At 42.9% G+C, this 24,872-nt stretch carries 18 protein-coding genes and 2 pseudogenes; 15 read left to right on the top strand and 5 right to left on the bottom strand.

Going from position 1 to position 24,872, the window contains the following annotated elements:
* Window positions 1–150: 150 nt before the first annotated feature.
* From E0496_RS11085 to E0496_RS37165, 3 genes and pseudogenes are all read right to left on the bottom strand, one after another.
* Window positions 151–954, bottom strand: a complete 804-nt coding sequence (locus E0496_RS11085) for a dihydrodipicolinate synthase family protein (RefSeq protein WP_141501606.1) — start codon at window positions 952–954, stop codon at window positions 151–153.
* A gap of 43 nt (window positions 955–997) precedes the next feature.
* The gene (locus tag E0496_RS11080; RefSeq protein WP_421923677.1) at window positions 998–1,957 is read right to left on the bottom strand and encodes a sensor histidine kinase; all 960 of its coding nucleotides are present in this window, start codon (window positions 1,955–1,957) and stop codon (window positions 998–1,000) included.
* Between the two features lie 69 nt (window positions 1,958–2,026).
* Window positions 2,027–2,340, bottom strand: a pseudogene (locus E0496_RS37165) (response regulator); the annotation flags it as partial.
* 38 nt (window positions 2,341–2,378) lie between these two features.
* Here E0496_RS37165 and E0496_RS11075 point away from each other — a divergent pair.
* Window positions 2,379–3,020: pseudogene (locus tag E0496_RS11075) on the top strand (type 1 glutamine amidotransferase family protein).
* Window positions 3,021–3,314: 294 nt separating this feature from the next.
* Window positions 3,315–4,565, top strand: coding sequence for a carboxylate--amine ligase (locus tag E0496_RS11070; protein WP_161601371.1), 1,251 nt, complete (start codon window positions 3,315–3,317; stop codon window positions 4,563–4,565).
* 150 nt (window positions 4,566–4,715) lie between these two features.
* Here E0496_RS11070 and E0496_RS11065 read toward each other — a convergent pair whose 3' ends face one another.
* Both E0496_RS11065 and E0496_RS11060 read right to left on the bottom strand, forming a co-directional pair.
* Window positions 4,716–5,663, bottom strand: coding sequence for a type III secretion system chaperone family protein (locus E0496_RS11065; protein ID WP_141501602.1), 948 nt, complete (start codon window positions 5,661–5,663; stop codon window positions 4,716–4,718).
* A gap of 31 nt (window positions 5,664–5,694) precedes the next feature.
* Window positions 5,695–7,872, bottom strand: coding sequence for a hypothetical protein (locus tag E0496_RS11060; protein WP_141501600.1), 2,178 nt, complete (start codon window positions 7,870–7,872; stop codon window positions 5,695–5,697).
* A 372-nt stretch (window positions 7,873–8,244) separates the two neighbouring features.
* Between E0496_RS11060 and E0496_RS11055 the strand changes: the two genes are divergently transcribed.
* From E0496_RS11055 to E0496_RS10995, 13 genes are all read left to right on the top strand, one after another.
* Window positions 8,245–9,447 (top strand): hypothetical protein, encoded by a 1,203-nt coding sequence (locus E0496_RS11055; protein WP_141501598.1) that lies wholly within the window; start codon window positions 8,245–8,247, stop codon window positions 9,445–9,447.
* An 86-nt stretch (window positions 9,448–9,533) separates the two neighbouring features.
* Window positions 9,534–12,485: a cyclic nucleotide-binding domain-containing protein gene (locus E0496_RS11050; RefSeq protein WP_141501597.1), complete on the top strand. Its 2,952-nt coding sequence runs from the start codon at window positions 9,534–9,536 to the stop codon at window positions 12,483–12,485.
* Between the two features lie 14 nt (window positions 12,486–12,499).
* Window positions 12,500–12,931, top strand: a complete 432-nt coding sequence (locus tag E0496_RS11045) for an ATP-binding protein (protein WP_161601370.1) — start codon at window positions 12,500–12,502, stop codon at window positions 12,929–12,931.
* A 32-nt stretch (window positions 12,932–12,963) separates the two neighbouring features.
* Window positions 12,964–13,302 carry an STAS domain-containing protein gene (locus E0496_RS11040; protein WP_141501595.1) on the top strand — a complete coding sequence of 113 codons (339 nt, stop codon included), beginning with the start codon at window positions 12,964–12,966 and terminating at the stop codon, window positions 13,300–13,302.
* Window positions 13,303–13,329: 27 nt separating this feature from the next.
* Window positions 13,330–14,700, top strand: coding sequence for a PP2C family protein-serine/threonine phosphatase (locus tag E0496_RS11035; RefSeq protein ID WP_141501594.1), 1,371 nt, complete (start codon window positions 13,330–13,332; stop codon window positions 14,698–14,700).
* Between the two features lie 131 nt (window positions 14,701–14,831).
* Window positions 14,832–17,066 carry an AAA family ATPase gene (locus E0496_RS11030; protein WP_141501593.1) on the top strand — a complete coding sequence of 745 codons (2,235 nt, stop codon included), beginning with the start codon at window positions 14,832–14,834 and terminating at the stop codon, window positions 17,064–17,066.
* A gap of 5 nt (window positions 17,067–17,071) precedes the next feature.
* Window positions 17,072–17,635, top strand: a complete 564-nt coding sequence (locus E0496_RS11025; RefSeq protein ID WP_141501592.1) for a Pvc16 family protein — start codon at window positions 17,072–17,074, stop codon at window positions 17,633–17,635.
* Between the two features lie 130 nt (window positions 17,636–17,765).
* Entirely contained in the window at window positions 17,766–19,451 is a 1,686-nt protein-coding gene (locus E0496_RS11020) for a phage tail sheath family protein (protein ID WP_141501591.1), read from the top strand.
* A 36-nt stretch (window positions 19,452–19,487) separates the two neighbouring features.
* Window positions 19,488–19,925, top strand: coding sequence for a phage tail protein (locus tag E0496_RS11015; RefSeq protein WP_141501590.1), 438 nt, complete (start codon window positions 19,488–19,490; stop codon window positions 19,923–19,925).
* Between the two features lie 93 nt (window positions 19,926–20,018).
* Window positions 20,019–20,396, top strand: a complete 378-nt coding sequence (locus tag E0496_RS11010) for a phage tail assembly protein (RefSeq protein WP_139999749.1) — start codon at window positions 20,019–20,021, stop codon at window positions 20,394–20,396.
* Complete coding sequence (locus E0496_RS37065; protein ID WP_140000278.1) at window positions 20,375–20,584, top strand: DUF6760 family protein; 210 nt, start codon at window positions 20,375–20,377, stop codon at window positions 20,582–20,584. Before E0496_RS11010 ends, E0496_RS37065 begins: the two co-directional genes overlap by 22 nt.
* Before the next feature lie 12 nt (window positions 20,585–20,596).
* Entirely contained in the window at window positions 20,597–21,040 is a 444-nt protein-coding gene (locus E0496_RS11000; protein WP_141501589.1) for a phage tail protein, read from the top strand.
* 39 nt (window positions 21,041–21,079) lie between these two features.
* Window positions 21,080–24,847 (top strand): hypothetical protein, encoded by a 3,768-nt coding sequence (locus E0496_RS10995; protein WP_141501588.1) that lies wholly within the window; start codon window positions 21,080–21,082, stop codon window positions 24,845–24,847.
* The last annotated feature ends 25 nt before the right edge of the window (window positions 24,848–24,872 follow it).

The raw sequence follows: 24,872 nt of genomic DNA, 5'->3' as shown, positions 1-24,872 counted from the left end.
AAGCGGTACGGGAATAAACTCCTGTACCGCTTCATTTTGGTTCCAATCAGCTTAATCTTATAACGAGCAGGAAAAGAGGGCACTTTACAATTTTCTTAGAAAAAACAAAGTTGATATTGTCAGAGTTTGGTTACTGACCGCGTCTGATTATCATTCAGTCCCTAGAGGGGAACGGCAGCCTCCAGTTCCCATTCCCAATTGGTTATAATATTTTTTTATATTCACTAAAGTCTGACCGTTTGTAACCGTAGCAACCATCTGATCGAGTTCTTCAGTGTTTACGGGTCTGTTTTCGAGAAGAGCATCAAAGGTTTGTTTTATTTGCTGGGGGAACACATTTCCCACCATACTGGACAAGCCATTACAACCGTCTATGGATATATTGGAGACTAGATTTAGATCACCTGCGGCGAACCGAACAAACGAGTTGGGAAAAATCGTATCTTTATGGCGATGAACGTCTCCGGCTTCTTTAAAACCTAATATATTATTATGTCTATTTAATAAATCATGCAAAGCTTCCGGGCTCAGATCAAAGCCTGTTCGGGATGGATTATTGTAAAGAATGATATCTTTAGTCGTATGCTTAAGCAGCTCATCAACATAGAGGATAGCCTCTTGCTGGGTTGGTTTAATGTAGGGCGGAAATCCGATCATGACGATATCAAAAACAGAATTTTCAAGCGCTTGAATTAATTTTACAGCATCTCGGGTTCTTACGGAGGCCACTCCAAAAATGAATTCGACACCTAAGAACTGTTTCTGATTAAAATAGTCTATGATCTCCAGTCGTTCTTCAATGCTCATTGAATGTTGTTCCCCGGTGGAGCCTGAAACTAGCAAAGCATCGATCTGTTTTTCACTCAACGAATGGACGATTGGCTCGAATCCCTCCAAATATAAGCTCTCATTTTCTTGAAATGGAGTAGGTATGGCAATATGGAAATTTTTCATGTGATTCATATCCTCCTGGTCTAAGTTCGCTTTTATATTAAAATTAGGATGCAGGTATCCATGCAGACAGTATAGCCCCGCCATCCGAATGGTTTTTAGCTGTAAGCTCGCCCTTATGAAACCTAATAATTTTTTGTGAAATCGTCAATCCAAGTCCACTGCCACCGGTTAATCGATTTCTGGATATTTCGCCACAGTATAAAGGCTCAAACACGCGCTGCAGCTCTTCCGAAGTGAAACCTGGCCCTGTATCACGTATCGTAACCATGACCTTACTGCCATCTTTATAGCATTGAACTTCAATATCACCATTGGAAGGCGTATGTCTAACGGCATTCTCCAACAAATTATTGATGGCGCGTTCCAATAAATGCTTGTCGCCGCTAACCATGCAATCGACAGCTAGATGTGAGGATATTAAGATGTGCTTTAGTCTAGCTAACAGATTTAGACTGTCAATCGACTTCTGGATGACGAATGTTAGATCAAGGGTCTTGTTGTGCAGTTCCTCCTCCAAATACTCCATCTTCGTAAATGTGAAGAGGTCCTCGACGAGCCGGTCCAATTGTGCCGACTTTTCCTTGCAAACGGTCAAATATTTTGATGTTTTCTCTGGCGATTGTGCAATGCCTTGTTCCAGCCCTTCCAAGTAACCTCGCAATGCAAACAAAGGCGTCCGCAGATCATGTGCGACAGCCGCAATGAAGAAGCGTCGCTCTATCTCCAGCTGCATTTGCTTCTGATTAGAGGTTTGAAGGCCGTTCACCATAACTTCAAATCCATCGCGTACCTTGGCGATTTCTGAAATTCGGGATTCGGGTAATTGCACATCCCAATCTCCTGCTGCAATTTGCCTTGCGGCGAGGCTCATCCTCTCGAGTGGCTTGAGAAGAAGTCTGCGCATTTCGATACCAATAATAAAGAATGCCAAAAACAAACCAAAAATCATGGAAATGAACGGAACTGTTTTTGACTCTGGCATATAAACGACGAACTTTCCCATGATACGGCCATTCTCTAAGACAGAAAATCTTTCAGAGTTTGATGAAATAGAGCTGTGGGACTTCGGGTTAGACCGGTAAATTTCTTGATTGGACGCAGGAGTCAGCCCTCTAATCTTGTCCACATCATCGCTGCGAGCACTTAAGAAAAGGATCGGAACGTTGCTCTCTTTCCGAATCCGTCGACATAAGTCAAATCCGTCCTGCCCCGGCATCATGATGTCAAGAACGATGCAATATACAAGATATTTTGAAACAATGCCCATGCTACAGAGGTGTCACAGGCGGTGATCACATGAAAATGATCATTTTCTAAAAAGTCCCTCAATAGTTCAACAATACTTAAATCATCGTCTACAACGAGTATCGTTTTTAATCCGTTCATACTATCCCACTTTCGTATTTAGTTTACCATTTTTTCGGTTGGAACAAACGGATCTCGAGGTTTTTCACGCCACTTCAATGTACGTCGAAGACGCAGTAAGCGTAGAGCTAGTTACCGCAGAAAGGCCGAGACATGTAACTAGCGGTATTAGCGGGTTGAAAATTGTAGCGACCGAGTATCTGAACCCGGCAGTTCCGGGCATTATCCTCGTGCCCGGAGCAGCAGGTGAAGTGGATGGAGATGGCGTTGATTCGATTCCTGCTATTTTGAGTAGAGGTATGAATACACCATTAACAGCTTTGTTTGGACAAGCACTCGCGCTTAAGGACGTCGTTGTCGCCACGGTATGCGGCGGTTAATGGATTTGCTTGGTGCAACTGGAGCTGTGCCGATCCTGGCGCGCGTGGTAGATGATGGAAATCTGGTGACAGGCGGCGGCGTAACATCTGGACTCGATGTTTCCTTACACTTGGTGGAACGCGAGCTTGGCCGGCGTATTGTACATGCAGTGGAACAGTTATTCGAATACAAACAATAAGCTTGCCTGGTCGCTTCGAATTACGAAGCTGATGCGCTTAAATTTGAAATTTGAAGTTACCGTTGATGGGAATCATATGAGCGGAATCGCCAAAGCTGGTATTTTGCCAGCATCCAAATTAATAGGAAATCGAACATCTTAATATCGGTTTATCACTTTTATTAGTGAACGGATATTAGGTTTGGGTTTGGGTTACGCTGACAGCTATACCATTGGCATCTATGCTGCTCATTCCTGAAGTCATGATTAGAACAATCCATAAATCGTGAGCCACCGTTCCAGGTGGTTTTTTGATGGCTAATTTAGCGCTTCTTTGGTGACTTATCATGCAATAATGTCGAAAAATAAAAAAGAAGGGAGTCTTTCCATACGATCATCTGTATTTTTTGATATAATAAGAAGAATGAATATAGAATTGGTTAAACGAGGAGATCACATGAATAGTTACGATTTTTTACCGATTATACTTGGCAGCGATGAAAATGCATATGGAAATGTAAGGCTTATTAATGAAAAATACCATATCAAGCCGCTGCTGCTATGCAGCCGGCTGTTAATCCCAACCATGAACAGCAAATTGTTTGATCTTATTCAAATCGATCGTTTTGACAATGAGAACGTATTCCCAAGTGCTCTGCTCTCCATATTAGAAAAACACAGCGCTCCGAACAGAAAACTTGTCGTCATTCCTTGCTCGGACTACTATGCTGGCATGTTGTCGCGGCATTACAGCAAATTCAAAGGACTCATCGCGAATCATTTTATTTCCGAGACTTTGCTGGATACGTTTGATACGAAAGATAAATTCTATAAACTATGCGAAAAACATGGACTCGATTATCCCAAAACGATTGTTTCCGAGCCGCATGAGCGCGAAAGAGCGTTGGAGCAAATGGATTTTCAATATCCCATCGTCGTAAAACCGGAAAATAGCAATGCCTACGAATACTTGCATTGTCATTTTGAAGGCAAAAAGAAGGTGTTTTTCTTTAACACCAAGGATGAGTATTTAACGATGGTCGAAAACATGAATGCTTCCGATTATAAAGGAAAGTTAATCATACAAGAATTTATTCCTGGTGGAGATAGCTCGATGCGAGTCATTAATAGCTACTCGGACGACAACGGAAAAGTGAAAATGATGTGTCTCGGCCAGCCGGTGCTTGAGGAATATGCGCCGAAAACACTTGGCAATTACGCTGCGATTATTAGTCGTTTTGATATGGACATTTATCAGAAGGTAAAGGCATTTCTTGAAGAAATCGGCTATGTCGGTTTTTCCAATATCGATATGAAATATGACTTTAGAACAGGCAAGTATATGTTGTTCGAAATTAATCCGCGACTTGGCAGAAGCAGTTTTTTTGTTAGGGCAGCAGGACTTAACATGATTGCTGCGTTGATCGATAATGTTGTCTACGGCAAAGACGAAGACTGCGTATACAGTGATAAAACAGCCCTTTGGACAAATGTTCCGAAAGTCGTATTAGGAAAATATGTAACGGAACAGGGATTATCCGATGAAATTAATAAATTGTACAAGCAGAAAAAAGTGCTCAAATCCATTTGGTATAAAAAGGACTTGAACATCAAACGCGTGATTAGAGTCTCACGGTATTATTTCAGCCATATAAACAATTTCAAGCGATATTATTTTGATAAGGACACGATGTACTCACCGAATTAAGAGAATAGCTGCTTAAATTAAAAGCTCAATGGCCAAATGTGAAATGCACCCCTAACAGTAGACACCGGAAAATCCCAAATGGGAACGGATGGTACCTTAGGGGTGCATTCTTATATGGAAAGGGCTTGCTTTGCTTAAACGGCTATTTAGTTAGTTTTCATGAATGATTTGATTAACGATAGGCAGGTAGTGTTCCATCTTTTGTATTTGGTCGTTTAGAAGCATGGTGAAGTTGGATTCATTCCAGCCCGTCGTGCAGATCAAGGAAGAACGAAAGCGAAGTTCACCATCTTCTTGATCCAACTCGAAGGCACCATTCAACAAATCGTAATTCTCTCCCATAAGCTGAAGGGAAATGCCTTGACGCAATAGAGCAGGAATTTGTTCAGGAAAGACGGAGTAGAGCACAAGAAGATCATCCTCAGGCTCGATACGTATTAAGCCAATCCAAGTACCGCCTTCAGGGCTGTTAAATTGAAGACGAATAATACGATCACTAAAATATTCGTATTTTAGGCTATTAGCTTGCAAGAAAGCTTCGACTTGTGAGGTTAGGTCAATTTCGGCAGTTATTTCCACTTGATCTGAAGGCGTTCCTTTGTTTATCAGCCTTTCGGTCCATATGGTCTTAAATCCTTGGCGAAGCATGCCGGATTGTCCTAACACAGGAGGTAGGCTGACAGATTGTTTGGCATCAAGGACAAACCAATATTCTGATTTGGCAAGGTCGGCTATTTGCGTTCCGGATATCGCATCAGGCAGCAGCGCAGCAAGTATCGTTTCCACGTCACCGTTTCTAGCAGCAATTTGATTGGAGATCGCTGGAGACAGTATTGCGCGAACCTCGATATTATCTTTTTCATTAAATCGCACTTGCGAAATTATGGCATATGGCAGTAGATTAAACCATTGCTGTTCAACCAGCTGTTTCATCAAATCAGCAGGAACTGTGAAAGTAATGATGCAGCTTGCTTCTTGTTCATGCTGGTATTTCAATCGTGTAACTGTAACGGTCACCGTTGCCCCATTCCAGGAAGAGAAGAGGATAGGAATATTGGTTTTGATACTAGAATGATCATCTATTTTATTTATACTCATGGTTTCAGTTAGCTCCTTTCAGCTTCTGATACTAGCGGCCTAGGATTCCGCCGGTGAATTGCTTAACGCCATCCTTCTTTTCTCTTCCGAATTCAGCCAGTCTTTTTGTTTTTTCTACTGAAAATTTAACAATTCCAGCATCAACCTCGAAACTTTTGGTTTGACCAAGCTCCACTGCTAGTTTCCAGTCGCCTGCTACTCCAGCGCTATCCCATTCTTTTTCAAAATTCAATGTGAGTTCTGTAGTGGAGGAGCTTACAATCTTGTTCTCTATTTCTCCCGTATCAACATCGACTTCTTGAATTTGCTTAGCTAGTGAATTACCGATTCCATCAAATTGTGGAAGGAGGACCATAGCATCGCTGCCCACATCCATTTTAGTCCCCGTATCCCGAACATCTGTGTTGTGAGCTTCCGTTGCAGCACCACCATTTGCAGCAGGTGTATTATTATTCTTGTCTCGGGTAAGTGCATTGCTTATGTTCGTTAGCAAACCAAGAGCAGGTGTTCCTATTTTACTCATATAGGATACCCATTTAGCTGATTCTTCGCCGTATTGGAATGGAATAGATGCACCTATCGATATCTCAAGGTTTAGTGGTTTTCCGCCAAAACGGGTATGAGAGCCTTCGGCCGAAAGACTAAGACTTCCAAAGCCCAAATCCAACTCAACCTCACCGCTGGCCTCATATACCTTCCTCTGTTCAAGTTTAGCTAAACTTTGTGCTTTTTCTTTTAATTGATCGATCTTCGTATTTTCTCCAAAACTGTCTAAGGTTTTTTCAATGATGGTTTCTTTATCGAAGTGGGTCAAATTTTTCTTGCCGGCACTGAGAGACACCCCAACGATACCTGCTTCAAATTCTGCAGAAAGCTTCTTGTATGTGCCGACGTCAACAAAATTTTCGCCTTCCATATCCTGGGCTTCTATGGCGGATGCCCATAACTCTGCTTCTTCTAATTCAGTCTTACCTGATTTGCCTCCTTGGCCCCAAATGCTTTCAGCTGCACTAGGTGCAACACTATTCATTTGACGATACATGCCGTAGGAAATTAGATTCATGACAGAGGTTGAATTGCCGGCTTGCGCCTCAAGATAAAGGCCTAACTGGAAATTAGCATCCAAGCCAAGTGTTTTAACACCGACGCCAAAGCCAATCTGTGCGCTAACAGTCAAATTGCCATCGTCACGCTCAGCTTCAGCTCCAAAGCTAATAATGGCGTAACCTCCCGATTGGCCAAGTGGGATTTTTAACTCAAATTCAAAAGCTCCTGAATCTCCGTCGTTGGGTACTGCCAGATCAACGAAGCTGCCAATTTTCACAAGGCCGCTGTTCAGTGAGTCGCTTTCTATTGCCTGCTTGATTGCTTTATCTGCAATTTTATCATCCGTAACCTGTGTTCTCACATCTGTACTAAGATCTTTGGTTGGGGCAGGTTTTCCGAGTAGACTACCGCCCTTTACAATGGTGCGTGCTTCATTTACGGCCATGCTTTCAGTTTGCTTTAGTATCTCAAGCGCTTTCGTCTGAGCGCCGGTTAGTGCGGCTTTTCGTATTTTGTCCGTTTTCACTTGTTTGGCACTAGAGAGCTGTTTTGCAGCACTGTGCGCGGCTAGTTTTAATTTTTGCTTCGTTGGATCTGCAGGAAGAGTTGATTGTACAATTTTCAAAGCTTCTTTTTCCATAATGGAGTTTACGGAGCCCTTAGCTAAAGAATGAGCTTCCTTATTTGCAATCATGCCAGTATAGGCTTGGCTGATCTTGCTTTTGCTTTGCAACTCTTGGTGGTTAGAGATTTCATTGGTAATATCATCGTTGGCTTGGGCTCTAGCTGCATCCTTGAGTTTTTGTCGAAATGCATTGAGTTCATCGGAGCGTCTCCATTCTCCACGACCTACGCCAAATTTCAAAAGTACAGCTAACTTAATAGGTTCGTATAGCTTTTCGGAATAAAGATTATCTATCTGTTGCTGATCAACATAAGCTATTTCTTGTTCTTCTGGAGCTGAAGTACTTGTTTGAGCAGTAGGGGCAGTTTGCTGTGCACGCTGGGCTACCGCTTGGTTGCCGATGGATTGCTGCATCGTAGCTGTAGTACTTGTATTAGTCGATACGGCAGTAGCAGGCGCCTGCTGTTGACTGGCCTTTGGTGCTGCCGCATTATCTTTTCCTTGTTCATTATTCGCTTTGGATTTGGAAAAAAACATAACTGATCCTCCCGGCAGGAATAATATGATTCATTAGTCATAATAATAGTCTTTTCTATTATACATGAGGCGGAAATACTTGTAAGTTTTTTGTTGCAAATCGTAGATTCTTAGGCTTTTATGACTAGATAAGAAGGAAAAGGTCGATTTTGGTAGAATTATTGTCTTAGGAATATTTTATCCGTTTATTCGTTTTTACTTCTGTCTGAGGATGTTAGTCGATGGACTGACTTATAGGTGAATGTTATGGCACTGGGACGCAAGATGAAAATTCCAGCACAAGCAAATCAATCTCGAGAAGCATTGAGGCAGCAGTCGTCAATAAAAGAACAACATATAAGTGATGGGCAGCATGGGACAAGGACGAGGGCGATGTCTTTGCAGCAGAGCTATGGCAATCAAGCAACTGGGAAAATGGTACATGCCCTTCATGGCAAGCAAGCTTCAACCGAGGCATCCAAGGGTGTGAAAACATCTTATGAGAGGCTAATCAAATGGCTGGAGAGAGAAGCCATTCAAGAACATCAGCAAGTACTATGGAGACAGTTTGAAATGTTATCTCCAGCTCAGAGGCAAGCTGTATTGCTAGAGATGGCAGGCTCTATGGAACGATTAGAGGCTTTAATGGATGCTCCAATGAATTGGGAGCGTCTGCTTGCTGGCGTAACTAATGTTGAAGGCGTAAGACTAGAGCCTGATGAGCCGGAATTAGAGGGAACAGCGAATGAGTCAGGTGCTCAGGCAGCTGTGGGAACCGTTGATGTAACGGGATTGCTCACACCTTATAAAGATATTGTGTTGTGGCTTAATTATAAAGCGAATAAGCAAGGCAAGGCACAGCTGATGAGAAGATTTGAGATGCTGTCTATCCCACAGAAGAAGATTGCCATTCACAAAATGATGAATCGCCGTAAGCTTCTGTTTGCTGATTTTACGAAAACGATGTCGATAACGATATTATTGAAAAAATGGGTGGATTGGGGGAAAATGCTTTCGGCGCTGAATGAAGCTGAGAAGGTCAAGCTGGACATCACTGACGAGCTGTCAGTAGAGCATTATCTAGATCAGGAAGAAACTGAATTAGAGCAAGAAGAAGAGTTGGCGCTTGAGGAAGATGGAGATTTCTTTGCTTCAGGATTGGAGCTGCTGGGCCGTGGCGAGGAGAAGCAAGCGAATGCCGAAATTGATATTAAAAAAATGCTGGATGACCATGAACAGTTAAATTGGCTACTGTTCGGAATCAAAGCTATACCGAGCGTGAATTCAAAAGAAAAATCGGTATCAGCCGTTGGAACCCCCGAGCTCATTGTCGATCGTTTTTTGAAATTAGATGTGAGCCTTCCTCCTAAGGCTCGTGAGGAAGCTCGTAAACGACAGCTTAAAGCTTATGGCTATTCTTCCACAAGGCAATGCTACGTTTACTTACTTACCATTATGGTTTCTCTTATTTTTGAACGAGGAGTTACAAAAAAAGAGAAAGCATTTATTCAATTAATGGAGAAACTGGGCTTATCGGCCCAAAAGCCTACACCGACTCAGGAAATGATCGCACATCAATTACGCTCGTCTCAATAATTGACTACAAGGTGGAACTGCGAGTGCTGACAGGCATACAAACATTATTTCAATTAAGATACGAAGATAGGCGGAAGGTATGGGTCATGGGAACCGTGTTTTTTCTTGCGGGTATTTCCGAGATGATCAATTACACGTCGTTTATGGCTATTTTCAATAGTCGCATAGGTACGCAGTATTTGCCCATGATGTATTTGATAGAAGCGATTCTTCTCCCTTTGGAGGGATGGCTTCTTTCATTTTTTTCACAGCGAATTGCTAAGCCTAAATTTATGCTGGGGCTCTATAGTTTTTTTATTTCAATAGGGCTGCTTAATGGGATTGTTCTGCTTATTTTTCGTTTTGCAGGAATTCAGTGGATTGGATTTTATATCCTATTGTTTTTAGCCTCGAATTTTGTCGTTCGACAGCAAACCTTGCTGATGTGGAGTACAGCCTTCGATTTATGCCCTACACAGCAGGCGAAGCGGGTCATGCCAATCTTCGTTTTGGCGGCCATTGTTGGCGGTATCATTGCAGGCGTAATATCGAGCACGTTAGCGCCACTGCTTGGACCAGAACTGCTTTATATGCTTGCAGCCGTTTTATTGATGCTAGGCTTGCCTAATTTTTGGCGCTCGATTAAGCAGTATTTGCTGCCGTTGACGTTTAACAAAAGCGGTGAAAATGAAGTGAAGGATACCGTCTCCTCGTTGTATTATTTGAAGCAAACGCTTCGCTCGCCGTTTTTGTTAACGGTCATTGGGATTATGACCTTAATGCCAGCGGTGTACTTTCTGATCGAATATCAATATTTCACATCCGCACAGGAGGTATTTGCCACGGAGGCAGAATTAACCTCCTTCTATGGTTTGATGGTTATTATTCTATTCTGTGCAGCGCTTCTCTTGCAGCTTTTTGCAACGAGGCTAATGGACTGGTTAGGCGCGAGCAATACCATTTTCGCTATTACGATTATTTTTCTGGGCTGTTTTCTGTTCGTTAGCTTTCTAGTAAGCAGTGAGATGGCTCTTGTTGTTGTTTCAATTGGTTATAGTCTAATTTATTTGCTGCTCTATTATTTTGCTGAACCAAGCTATCAATTCTTTTTCAAAATGCTGCCGATTCAGCATCGTGATGGCTTTCGTTATACGGCTCAGGGGATTGCCGCTTCAGCGGGGATTTTGCTTGGATCTCTAGTATCTATGCTGCATTCGGAAGTCGGTATTTCCTTGACGTGGCAAGCCGTGATCGGAACCTGTTTAGCTGTGGCGCTAGTTATGCTAGCATGGGGAGCTCGTCACTTGTATATTAAAGAGCTCGTTCGTTTTTTGGAGGTCAGTACAGATGCCGCAAAGGACTTTTTGAGTGAATTTCTAGAATCTATGAAGCATGATCGGGTACGGCGTTCTTTAATGGAACAATTGAAGCAATCAGATGAGACTGTACAGCGGTTTACGCTTGAGCTTTTGTCGAGCCAGCCAGACCATGTTTTTAGCAAGTCGTTATGGGAATATGTCAAGCTGCATACCGATGAACGGCGTGCGCTTGGGATAGCCGCCATCCATCCGGATGGATGGCGGGAATTGGCTTCGGAAACGATGGAAGAGCTGCTGCAGGATCGTAATGAGAACGTACGAGCGATTGCTTATCGTCAGTTATTTGCAACTAACAGTGCTGCAGCAGCAAGCTTAGATAATTCAATGGAAGCAGCACGCACAGACGAGAGTATGCTCGTTCAAGCGGAAGCGTGGAGAAGCATGGAGGAAAGCTCAGTATTGCTTGATGATTTGCGTAGAATGCTGGGAGAGGGTATGGAATCGGCGGTTCTTGCTTCGCAAATTATCGGAGAACGCAAGCTGCAGAGCTTGTATTTTGATGTCATGATGTGCCTGCTGTCTCAGACAACAATCGTTAAGCTTAATGCGGTAAGCGCGATGGGGAAAATGGGCGGCAGCGAGGTTGTTTCCAGCTTAATGGAACTGCTCGTTGGTGCTGACAAGGAGCTTCGGCTCGCTATTGAGGAAGCATTAATCGAGGGTGGAGCTGCGGGCATGCCTGAATTGGTTCGGTTTATATCCTCACCTAATGATGAGATTTGGCGGACGGCGGTTTCGGTAGCCAATGCCATTGGCTCGGACCAAGAGATTAGGGAAATCGTCGTGCCCTCTTGTATACAGAGGCTTCAAGCGTTATCTGCAAGTCATGCGGTAACAGCACGAATTGAAGCGATGAACAAGCAAGAATGGACGGGATTAGCAAAATCAAGGGTTGAGGAAATGACGGCGTATATATTGGATACGATTTGGACAATTATGATTCGCTTTGGTGATGAGCGTTCGATCCCGCAGCTGCGACGTGCGGTAGAGGACCCCGATGAAGAAATCCGCGATCATGGCTTGGAAATTCTGTCGGAGGGCTTGGGTAATTCAAAGCTGGATTCGACGCTGCTTGCGTTTTATCGTGAACGATCCCATACAGAGGGGAAAGGTACCCGAAAGCAAAGCATCGAGAGCTTTGAGGGGGAAGTGACGGACCCCTGGCTTCAAGCATTAGCAGTCAAATCAGGAGCGGTGGAAGGAGGAGCGCTGTTAATGAATAATTGGGAGTATTTAAGCGCTTTGGATAAGATTGTGTTCTTGAAGCAGGTTTCGTTGTTCCAAGAGATTTCCATTGAGGAATTAGGAAGAGTAGCTAGCATTGCACATGAAAAAATATATCATGATGGTGAATTTTTAATAAAGCAGGGTGAGGCGAGCCAAGCGATTGTCATTATTATTGAAGGCCATGTGGAAGTCAGCGGCAAGAATGAGGATGGTACAGAAGGAACGATTGGGATTTTAGGTTCTAAGCAAACGATTGGCGAAGCCGGACTATTTGATGATCTTCCATCACTCGTATCGGCAGAAGTGCTGTTCGATGATGCAAGAGTGCTAGAAATTGAAGGTGTGGAAGCGGCGCGATTAGTGCGTTTGTATCCAGATATTGGAATAGGCCTGCTGCGCTCCATCAGTCAGCGATTAAGATCACTCGAGCATATGCTGCTTAAGCTCGGATAGGAGTTGTGATGATCATGAGGAGACATTTTGTCACCGTTTCATCGGACTTGCTGCACTGGAATCAATTAAGGCAACATATCGCTTTATTTTGCGATGAGCAGCAGATTTCACAGGAAGTAATGCTGCAACTGCAGCTTGTGTGTGAAGAATGGTTCATAAATATAATCACCCATGGCTATCAGAAGCTTTCAAAGGAAAAGCAATCTTCGTCAGAAATTCACTTTCAGATTTCTTATAACAGCGATGATGATGAGATTTTAATCTATTTTATTGATTATGCGCCAGCCTTTGATCCATTACGACAGGAAACGCCTAATGTTGCTCTATCTGCTGAAGAGCGAGAGATTGGCGGTCTAGGCATTTACTTGATGAAAGAGCTTATGGACTGCTGCACTTATCAAAGAATTGATGAATGCAATCATTTGAAGCTTTATAAAAGAATGTAGTGAGAGAACCAAAATGGAAGGTGTGAGCTTTAATGATGATTAATGTCGAGCAACAAGATGAAATCAGTATCATCAGCCTATCAGGTAGACTGGATGGAACGACGATGGGGGAAGTTGAACAACGCTTTCTGGAGCTGCTTGGTCAGGGGATGAAGCAATTCGTATTTGATATGAGCGAGCTAGAGTATATAAGCAGTGCCGGTCTTAGAGTGATGCTGCTTTCTGTGAAAAAAACGAGAGCGATTGCCGGTAAAATTGCACTATGCAAACTGAATGCGAATGTGCAGGAAGTATTTCAAATTTCAGGGTTTTCCACAATCTTTGAAATCTTCCCTGCGCGAGAAGAAGCATTGCAATTCATTCGAGCATAGTCTGCACGTTTTAAGAGGAGTGGTACAGTGTTCATCATAATAGCGATCGCATTGCTTGGCGCTGCTTTAAGTTATGCTCTGGCTGTTATTTGGAAGTTGAACTTAGAGCGGAGTAGAACAACTACCTTAATGGATATAGGTTTGCGTTTGAGCTCGACCATTAAGCGAAAGGAGCTGCTGGAGATTATTATGGCAACAACGGCTCGTACTCTCCACGCTGAAGGCACATCTATTATTTTAGTCGATGAAAAAACGAAAGAATTATATTTTGAAGTGGCAACGGGAGAAAAGAATGACGAGATTAAACAGATTCGACTGAAAGCTGGGGAAGGCATTGCTGGATTGGTTGCTTCAACTGGTGAATCCGTGCTCATTGCCGATGTTAGCAAGGATGAGCGATGGTCGAATCGAGTATCAGCCAAAGTGAAAATTCCAACACGCAATATGATCTGTGTACCTGTACGCTCCAATGGTAAAACGTTAGGTGTACTGCAGGTGATCAATAAAAAGGGGAAACGAGCATTCAACGGACAGGATCTTCGTTTGTTAGAGATGATCTCTTCACCAGCGGCGATTGCACTTGAAAATATGCTTCTTTATGAAGCACTGCTTGAATCGATGGAAAATTTACGTATAACGACCGCAGTGAAAGAGCGTATGGAAAGCGAAATGAAAATTGCGAAGGAAATTCAGCACAGTTTTCTCCCAGGTGAAGTACTAAGGACTGCGGAAATCGATTTAAATGCATGCCTCATTCCGGCACGGGAGGTCGGCGGGGATTTCTATCATTTTATTCAGCTGGATGAGAATCGGTTGCTCGTTTGCTTAGGTGATGTATCGGATAAGGGAATGCCTGCTGCGTTGTTTATGTCTGGACTTATGATTTGGATTAAGGCCAAAGCAAGCGGGAATCATTCTCCCGCGACCATTATTGGGCAGATCAATCGTGAGATAAGTACGGAGGATTCAACGATGTTTGCTACCATTTTCCTTGCGATACTGAATACAAAAACCGGAAAGATGAGCTATTGTGACGGTGGGCATTGTACGCCTTATGTACTATCTGGGGATAAGATTAGTGAATTACATGGTGTGAAGAGCTTGCCGATTGGTATTTTCTCAGATACGGAGTATAAAGATTGCGAGATTCAGCTCCATTCAGGCGATTCGATAGTATTGTATACCGATGGAATAACGGAAGCGGAAAATGCAAATGGGGAATGGTTTGGTACCGAACGATTGCGCCAAACTTTGCAGCACATAACGGATAAATCTCCTGCGATTATTACGGAGACATTGCGTCAAGAAGTGCTTTTATTCTCTAATTATTACGCACAATCTGACGATATTGCTATGATGATAATTAAATACTTAGCACATAACGACAATATTAGCTAAAAATATACAAAAAAGGTTGCGAAACTCGAGGCATCATGTGAAAATGAAAGATGAAAGAATTAAATGATTAATTGAGAAGTGGGGTGTGATGATCCCGAAGAACCAGATGAAGATAAGTGGGATTCAATAAGATGGATAATATACTTCATTTGACCTCAATGGTTGATGCATATGAGCATCCCAAAGACTATTTACTAGACGAGCTTATTATTCTCGATGTCCTACTTGAATTTGAGATGCAGCGCATGCTCTCTACAGAGGAAGAAGCCGTATCCGTAGATGCTTTTCGAGGCATGTACTTCAGTGTGGCGGAAGCTAAAGCTTTACTGGATAAGGATGAACCAGTCTTACAGCATACAGCTGAACAGGAGCTGCTGCTGCATCAGCTTAAGACACGCGTTGCTGCAAGATTGCAGAAGAGCAGACAAGAGCATACTTTATTGCCAATTGATTTGCTGAAAACTGGTTTTCGATTAAATGAGCTTGATATTCGGTTGCTGATTGTTGCAATTGCTCCACATGTCAACCGTAAGTATCTAAAGCTGTATGCCTATTTGCAGGATGATATGACCATTCAACATTTGACACTGGATCTGATGCTTCGATTATGCTGTACGACGCTAGCTGAACGTAAATATGCTTATGAGATCATGACAAGCTCGAACAGCTATATGAAGGGCTTCTTCAATTCTTACACCAATATAAATGATTTGAAACACTTCTCACTGCTAAATGAGCCAATTCGTCTCGAACCGCGGTTGATTTACTTCTTATTAGGTATTGAATGGCGTTATGATGGAGCATTAGCTTCACTAAAGAACTATTCGTGTGCTAATCATCAGGAGCTGCCTTCTTTGCTTATCAATGAAGATATTCATACCCATATGCAAAAGTATATGACCGATAGAGATTCTCGTATGACGTCTTTAATATGGGTACTTCAAGGTCCAACTGGAAGCGGTAAAACGTTTCATGCGAGACATATTTCAAAAATATTAAATCGCCCTCTTTTGGAATTTGATCTATCGCATGCACCGGAGCAACAAGATGCATTTAGACAGGTCATCGATCAGGTACTAATGGAAGCTGCACTTATAGATGCGATTCCAGCCTTTGACCGAATACATACACTGCAGTCAACTCAGAGCCTCACGACAGGGAATGATAGGCGAAAGCAATGGTTGTTTGAGAGGCTGCTAGATTGGACGGGTATCGTATTTCTATTTAGCGAAGAGCTAGTTAAACCGCCGATCAGAATGCCGGATACGACATGGGTGAATATCGTTATCCCGATGCCCGATCTTGAACAAAGCCAGAAGTTATGGGAGCAGTTAACGCAGAAGCATTGGTTAGTAACTACTAATGAGGTTAGTCAGCTGGCCGGGAAGTTCAGATTTACCTCAGGTCAAATGATCACTACCGTTGAAGAGGCCCGTAAGCTGGAGAAATGGCAAGATTCAGCGTCATTCATGCCTCAAGCGGCTGCTTCTCCTTCTAAGCTTCTGCACCAATCCGCTTATCAATTAACAAATCATCAACTGCAAAACAAAGCCGCAAAGGTAGAGTCGAAATTTAGGTGGGAGGATCTGATTCTTCCGTATGATACGCTGCAATTATTGCGGCAAGCATGTAACCGAATTAAGCATCGCCATACGGTCATGCATCATTGGGGCTTCGATCGAGTACTGCCTTACGGCAGAGGCATCAGCATGATGTTTACTGGACCTCCGGGAACAGGCAAGACGATGTCTGCCTTAGTTATGGCGAAGGAAATGGAAGCCGAGCTGTATCGGGTAGATCTGTCTAGAGTTGTAAGCAAGTACATTGGCGAGACTGAGAAAAATTTGAGTGATATTTTTGATCAAGCGAAGTTAAGTGGTGCTATTTTGTTCTTTGATGAAGCGGATGCCCTTTTTGGCAAACGATCTGAGGTCAAGGACGCTCATGATAAATATGCCAATATGGAAACTTCGTTTCTGCTTCAGAAGATGGAAGAATACGACGGTCTGACGATACTTGCCACTAATTTTGCGCAAAATTTGGATGATGCTTTTACGAGAAGGATCCAATTTATTATCAAGTATCCATTTCCAAATGCGGAGCAGAGGGAGCAGCTATGGCGTTCAGCGATTCCATCGCAGGTGCCATCTGAGGAAATTGATTATGCCTTCTTGTCGCAAACGTTCGAGCTTGCTGGCGGATCGATAAAGAACGTTATCTTGACTGCAGCCTATCTTGCTGTGAGTGAAGGAACGTCGTTAGCTATGAAGCATATGATTGAAAGTGTTATTCAAGAGTATAAGAAAACAGGTAAATTGTTGCTCAAGGACCGTTTAGGTCCTTACGCCGAGTTTTGGAAGGGGTAAAATGAGTGGCAGATTATTCTGTTGTTACTGATATAGGGTTGTCACTGGTTAAGGTGCTGCGTGAGGAACTGGTTCCTGAATTAATCGCTCATACGGATGGGGTTGGGCTTGCTCACCCCGGCGATAAGGGTGATATGAATTTGAGCCTTTATTTATATGAAATTAAAGAGAATACAGATTTTAGAAGCAATGACTTGATTGATCAAGGCGACCGGATGAGATATCCTCCAATCGCACTAGATCTATCCTATCTCATTACGGCACATTCTGCCTCTGATGTGCTGACTCGAGCAATAGATGAGCAGCGAATCATGGGGAAAATGATGCAGGTGCTTCATGATCATAACATTCTTAAGGGGGAGGATTTGGTAGGCTCGCTGGCAGGTACGAATGGCGCTTACCGAATCGTGAAGGAAGAAATACCACTGGAAACAGCGATAAGCTTGTTTCCAAGCCTCCCCTATAAGTTATCGCTCAGCTATAAGATAGGTCCTGTTTATTTGGATTCTACGAGAACGAAGAGTGTATCACGAGTTCGCGAACGTCATCTGAAGGTAGAACAAAGCTAGTTATCTTAATTGCTGCGGTCGAATCATATGCTATGAGTCGATCTTGCATAATTTTACATTCTGAAAGGAGGAACCGATTTTCTGGAACGATGCTTGGAGATCTTTCCTGTAAGAAGGTCGGGTAAACAAAATGGCTGAATATTTTTCACCAGGTGTATATGTGGAGGAATTTGATAGTGCAGGTCAACCGCTGTCGGGAGTTAGTACGAGTGTAGCAGGCTTCATTGGTCTTGCTGAGCGTGGTCCTGTAGAAGGATTACCGGCGCTTATTACAAGTATGAATGATTTCAAACGCAATTATGGTAGCTATTTATCAGATAATCAATTTGGCTCCTATCGCTTTTTGGCTTATGCTGTTGAACAGTTTTTTGTAAATGGCGGCTCACAGGCTTTTATTATGAGGGTTGCACCTTCTGATGCTGCAGTTGCCACAAATGATGGCGAGTTCTTCAACATTTCTGCTAAAAATTCAGGTGCTTGGGCTAATCAAATGAGAATCGCTTGTGTGCCTTCCAGCAAAGCAAAAACACAAATTTTTGAGGATCTTGGCGAAGGCAAATATCGTGTTAAAAATAGTAACGGCTTTCAAGAAGGCGATGAGGTTACATTTTTTAATGGAAGCAACAAAGTAACTGGACGAGTTGTTCAAGCTCGAGATCAAGTGATTGAGCTTGAAAGCCCACTTGAAGGTAAAGTTGTGGACAATGGATTGCTGCCAGTGAAAGTGCTTGCTACTTCGGAATTTACGCTACATGTTTCCTATGGAGACGAGGCGGAAACCTTCGAAAACTGTTCATTCAATCCACTATCGGCAAATTATGTTGACAAAGCAGCTTCACGCTCATCATTGATTACGATTCAGGCTGCTGGTGAAGGCAGTGTCGCTGCGCTCTTTGATGATATTGCCAAATATACAGTTTCACTTGCTGGTGGTTCGGATGGAACACTTGAAGGTATTAGTGTCTCCAATTATGTTGGTGAGGATAACGGTCCTGGTAAACGTACTGGAATTCAAGCCTTTGTTGATAATGATCAAGTAAGCATTATCTCTGTTCCAGGGGTTACAGAACCTGCTGTTCAGTTGGCACTCGTTGCACATTGTGAAAATCTAGGCAGTCGATTTGCTATTCTAGATATTCCTAGAGAGAAAACAAAGGTGCAGGACGTACTTACGCATCGTGATATTTTTGACTCGAGCTATGCAGCAATGTACAATCCATGGCTTCAAGTGTTTGATCCGCTAGAGAAACGTAATATTTTTGTTCCTCCATCTGGCTCCGTAGCTGGCGTGTATGCACGAAGTGACAGTACTCGCGGCGTGGAGAAAGCACCGGCGAACGAGGTAGTACGCGGCGTAACCGGTCTTGATGTTCAGTATAACAAGGGCGAGCAGGATATATTGAATCCGAAAGGTGTTAATTTGATCCGCAGCTTCTCTGGACAAGGGATTCGAATCTGGGGAGCAAGAACAACTTCATCTAATGCGCTTTGGAAATATATTAATATTCGTCGTCTCTTTATTTTTGTAGAGGAATCGATCAAGGCTGGCACGAACTGGGTTGTATTTGAGCCGAATGATGAGCGTCTATGGGCTCGCGTGCATCGCACAATTGATGCATTCCTTACTCGTGTATGGCGAGGTGGCGCGTTGCAAGGGTCATCTCCAAGTGAAGCGTTCTATATCGAAATCAGCAGTAACACCATGACTCAAGATGATATTGATAATGGTCGATTGATTTGTATGGTCGGTATCGCACCTGTGAAGCCAGCTGAGTTCGTTGTCTTCCGCATTACTCAAAAAACCAATGAACAATAATAATTAATCTAATTGATGGGAGAGGAAGTATAGATTATGGCAGGCGAACGTAATGATCCATATCGCAAGTTTCGATTTCGTGTAGAGGTAGAAGGCATTGAGCAAGCAGGCTTTAGCGAAGTATCTGGTTTTGATGCGTCACTTGATGTTATTGAGTACAGAGAGGGTACGGATGTTATTACTCCACGGAAACTACCTGGTCTTGCTAAGTATGGCAACATTTCTTTGAAATGGGGCGCTACTGAAACGATGGATCTATTCGAGTGGATCCAAGATTGTGTTGTAGAAGGCAATGTTGAGAGAAAAACAGTTACTATTATTGCCATCGATGAAGAGGGCGAAGATGTAGCGACTTGGCAGGTTATTGAAGCATGGCCAACCAAATACACGGCACCAGATTTTAATGCTACTGCATCTGAAGTCGCAATTGAGCTATTAGAGCTGGCTCATGAAGGTATGCTTCGTACACAATAATAAATAGGACAGGGGAACAACGTTATTTATCGTTGTTCCTTCGTCCGTTTCTTATCTTTTTTTGGAATAAATAAAGTAAAGAGGAGTGACATCATGTCTTTCAAAACAGAATATGAGTTTGAGTTGCCTAGAGGATATGTAGATGAAAATGGGAATTTGCATCGCAGAGGTACGATGAGATTGGCAACGGCTGCTGATGAGATTCTACCCATGAGAGATCAGCGCGTACAACAAAATCCAGGTTATCTGACTATTATTTTATTAGCACGTGTTATTACTAAGCTAGGCGATCTGCGTGCTGTAGATACCAAGACGATAGAAAAGCTTTTTACAGCGGATCTAGCTTTTTTGCAAAACCTTTATCGTGAGATCAATGAGACAGAAAAGCTGTCAGTAAAAGCCATTTGTCCTAAGTGTGAGCATGAACACGAGGTGGATATCTCTTTTTTATCCGAGATGGAAGGGGCTTAAGCTTATATCCGGAGAGTCGTCTTTATGAAGAAACCGGATTTATAGCTTACTACTTCCACTGGTCACATGATGTCATTATGGATATGGAGCACCGCGAACGCCGCAAGTGGTGTGAGGAAATCTCGAAGATTAATCGAAAGATGAGTGACGAGCCAGATCGACACAATCCTTTCGATGTATTTAAGTAGGGGGGATCTCACATGAATCAACGAACAGATCAAGTACGGCCATATGTTGTTGGGGCGTATCGCTTTATGGTTGAGCTCGACGGTATGCTGGTCGCAGGATTCTCAGAGGTAAGTGGGCTTAGTGTCGAGACAGAGGTGGAAGAAGTAGCAGAGGGCGGTTTGAATCAATATGTTCATCGTTTACCTACTCGAACTAAGCTGGTACCTCTTTCGTTAAAGCGGGGGATGACCCTGTCGAATGAGCTATGGAATTGGTATTACGATGTCATTGAGGGCAAAATCGTGCGGAAAAGCGGCTCCATTATTTTGTATAATGAGCGCGATCAGGAATTTCGACGTTGGAATTTCTATGATGCTTACCCAACTAAGTGGACGGGCCCTGAGATGAATGCAACGGCTAGTGAAGTTGCTGTGGAGCAAATAGAGTTAACACATAATGGCTTTAAAATGTTGTAATAGCATACTTGATAAGTAGGTAAGGGGGTTGCCAACGCAATGAAATCATCTAATCCATTAAAGTCGATTCGGTTGACAGACGGCACTTTTGCAGATCGTTTATCGATGAAATATGGATGGGTTGTTGGGCAATCCACTAATCGGAGCGGTATGGTGCATGTGGAGTCGTCTCGTGCTCGGAAAGCTGCATTCAGAGATCGTCCCATTCAAATATCGATTTCACGAACGTATCCAGTGATGCCGTTGCACGTTAAATTGACCTATATTCATACCCAAATGAATCGGATCATTCATTTAAATTCGGATTTTCAACGAATCAATGGGGCTATTTCAACGTCGATGATCCGTCAGGATAGACAGATAACGGTGCTGTTGAAAGAAGGAAGCAAACAAGCGGAGCCATTGCTTCCAAGTAGGAGAGTGCAAGCAGATAAAGCGTTGCAAATGGGCGTTCCTGTGAGGATTCCAGCGCTTTCACAGGTGGATCTACGATCCGCGAAGCAAGGTATTGTAATTCCGATCAATCGTATTCGCGTACCCTTACATCTGCAAGCAATCATAAACACGCTTCAGACTGTAAAACAACAATTTGCTAAGATGCAAAAGCTGCCGTTAGCAGGCTTATCGCCTACGTTAATTAGTTCAGAATCCCCCTCCCCCTCCCGATTGCCACAAAGGCAGAAGGTGCAGAAGGCTTTAAACGTTCCTGAGAGCATTAGGCGACATGCTAATTTCGTAGAAAGTACAAGAACGCTGGAGAGGATCCAGCATTCTAGTCTTCCAAGTATGCTTGAAGAAAATCGGAATGTGAAGCGTCGAAATTTGACATCACAGCAAGTGCTTGAGGTTCAAGAAGGCAGCGAGAAGCGTCAGGTAGCTAATGTGGTACGTCGTCAGCTAAATGAGACGAATCATGTGAGCAATATTGTGAATCGGACGAATAGCGTGGCGAATGAAGTTCGATTAACGAATCAAAACCGTACGACAAATCAGACGCATGTGCTAGTTGAAAGCAGAGAGAAGCGTCAGGTAGCAAATGTGATACGTCGTCAGCGTAATGAGACGAATCAGGTGAGTAATGTTGTGAATCGAACGAATAACGTGGCAGATGAAGTTCATTTGACGAATCATGTAAGTATTACGAACCGAACGATTAAGACAAATCCAATAGAAACAGAAACAACAAATACAAAGAATATAAAGAATGACCAGTATCAGACTAATGAGCTGAAACAATCGAATCAGGCTGGACAGATAGCGAATATGGTGCGTCGAAAACGCAATGAGGCGAACCAAGTAAGCGAAGTTGTGAATCGGACGAATAACGTGACGTATACTGTGACTAATAAAGCACGAGTGTTGAATCAGCATCGAATAATAAATTCATCTAGCAAAACAAATCAAACTGATCCATCTCGTAAAACGAATCTAATTGAAACAACGAATCAAAAGATTGACCAGAATCTTCCTATTGACCAGAATCAAACGAATGAGAAGAGGCAGGTTTCGAATGTGGTGCGTCGACAACGCAATGAGACGAACCAAGTAAACCATGTTGTGAATCAGTCGAATAGCATGACGAATGAAGTTCGATTGACGAATCATGTGCGTATAACGAACCGAACGATTAAGTCGAATCAAACAGAAACAACGAATCATAAGGCTGATCAGAATCAGACTAATGAGCTGAATCAAACGAATGAAACGAGACAGATAGCGAATGTGGTGCGTCGACTACGAAACGAGACGAATCAGATCAGCAATGTCCTCAACCAGACGAATAACGTGACCTATACCGTTACGAATAAAGCACGAGTGATAAACCAACATCGTATAACGAAAAAAACGCTTAAGATGAATCACACAGAAACAACGAATCAGGAGACTAACCAGAATCAGTCTATTGAGCTGAATCGAACGAATGAGATTAGGCAAGTAGCAAATGTGGTGCGTCGACTACGGAACGAGACGAATCAGATCAGTAATATATTGAATCGGACGAATGACGTAACGAATGAAGCTAGATTGACGAATTATGTACGCATAACGAACCGAGCGGTTAAAACGGATTATACATATCCAATGAATAGAAAGAATGACCAGAATGAGACTATCGAGCTGAATCGAACGAATGAGACGAGACTAGTAGCGAATGTGGTACGTCGACTACGGAATGAGACGCACCAAATCAGCAATGTTCTCAATCGGGTAAATAACGTGACTTTTACCGTGACGAATAAAGCTCGAGTATTAAACCAACATCGTATCACGAATCAAACTCGCCAGACGAATGTCATAGAACCAACAAATCACATAGAACCAACAAATCAAAAAAATGACCATACTCAATCTAGTGATCTGAATCGAACGAATGAGACGAGACAGGTAGCGAATGTGGTGCGTCGACAACTGAGCGAGACGAACCAAGAGAGCCTTGTTGTGAATCGGATGAATAACGTGACGTATACCGTGACGAATAAAGCACGAGTGATGAACCAACATCGTATATCAAATCAAATCCGTCAGTCGAATCTAATAGGACCAACCAATCAAACAGAAACAACGAATCAAAAAAATGACCAGAATCAGTCCAATGAGCTGAACCGAACGAATGAAACGAGACAAGTAGCGAATGTGGTGCGTCGACTACGGAATGAGACGAACCAGATTAGCAATGTCCTGAACCGGACGAATAACGTAATGAATGAAGCTCGTTTAACGAATCATGTGCGTATAACGAACCGAAAGGTTAAGACGAATCAAACAAAAACAACGAATCAAAAGAATGAGCAGAATCAGTCTAATGAGCTGATTCGAACGAATGAGACGAGACAGGTAGCGAATGTGGTGCGTCGACTACGGATTGAGACGAACCAAATCAGCAAAGTCCTCAATCGGATGAATAATGTTACCTATACCGTGACAAATAAAGCACGAGTGATAAACCAACATCGTATAACGAATCAAACGTTTAAGATGAATCAAATAGAAACATCGAATCAGAAACATAACCAGAATCAGTCTATTGAGCTGAAACGAACGAATGAAAATAGGCAAGTAGCGAATGTTGTGCGTCGACTACGGAATGAGACGAACCAGATCAGCCATATCGTGAATCGGACGAATGACGTAACGAATGAAGCACGTTTGACGAATCAAATTCGATTAACGAATCGTAATCGTACGATTATTCATACACATACAACGAATCAAACGGATATATCGAATCAAAAAAAAGAGCTGAATCAACCGAATGATAAGCACCAAGTAGCGAATGTGGTGCATCGACAACGTAATGTGACTAATCAAGTGAGCCATGTTGTGAGTCGTACGAATAACGAGACGAATAGGATCAACTCAATTCTTATAACGAATCAAATAAATGAGCGGATTACAAAAAATATTACGAGTTCAACGAATCATACACAGGTCCTCAGCCAAATAAATAAGAATCATAAAGCGTTGGTTAATTTGCAACGGTATCAGCTTGTTGAGAGAGGTGAAGCATCTCCCACGGCGCGGCGCGAAATGGATTGGCTAAAGGTTAGATCGACCCTTCTCACCAAGGAGATGCAGCCCATGAAGGCTGTCCCTCTTGAGGTAGTGATAAAGCCGGCACCCAAAGAGGCACCGGAGAAGGAAATCATCAAAAGCTTGGAGTCAGCGATTAGAACGGTTGAAAGCGATCTGAATCAGGCGAAGGTACAATGGTCCAAGCCAAGCTTGGATATGAAACGATTAACGGATCAAATGTATAGGGATTTTTCGAGCCGCATTCGATTGGAACAGCAGCGAAGAGGGCACTAGTCCTATTTTTATATAGATAGAGGTG

It is taken from the genome of Paenibacillus luteus, from assembly GCF_006542765.1.
Taxonomy (GTDB): domain Bacteria; phylum Bacillota; class Bacilli; order Paenibacillales; family Paenibacillaceae; genus Pristimantibacillus; species Pristimantibacillus luteus.
This window is presented reverse-complemented; position numbering and strand designations above follow the sequence as displayed.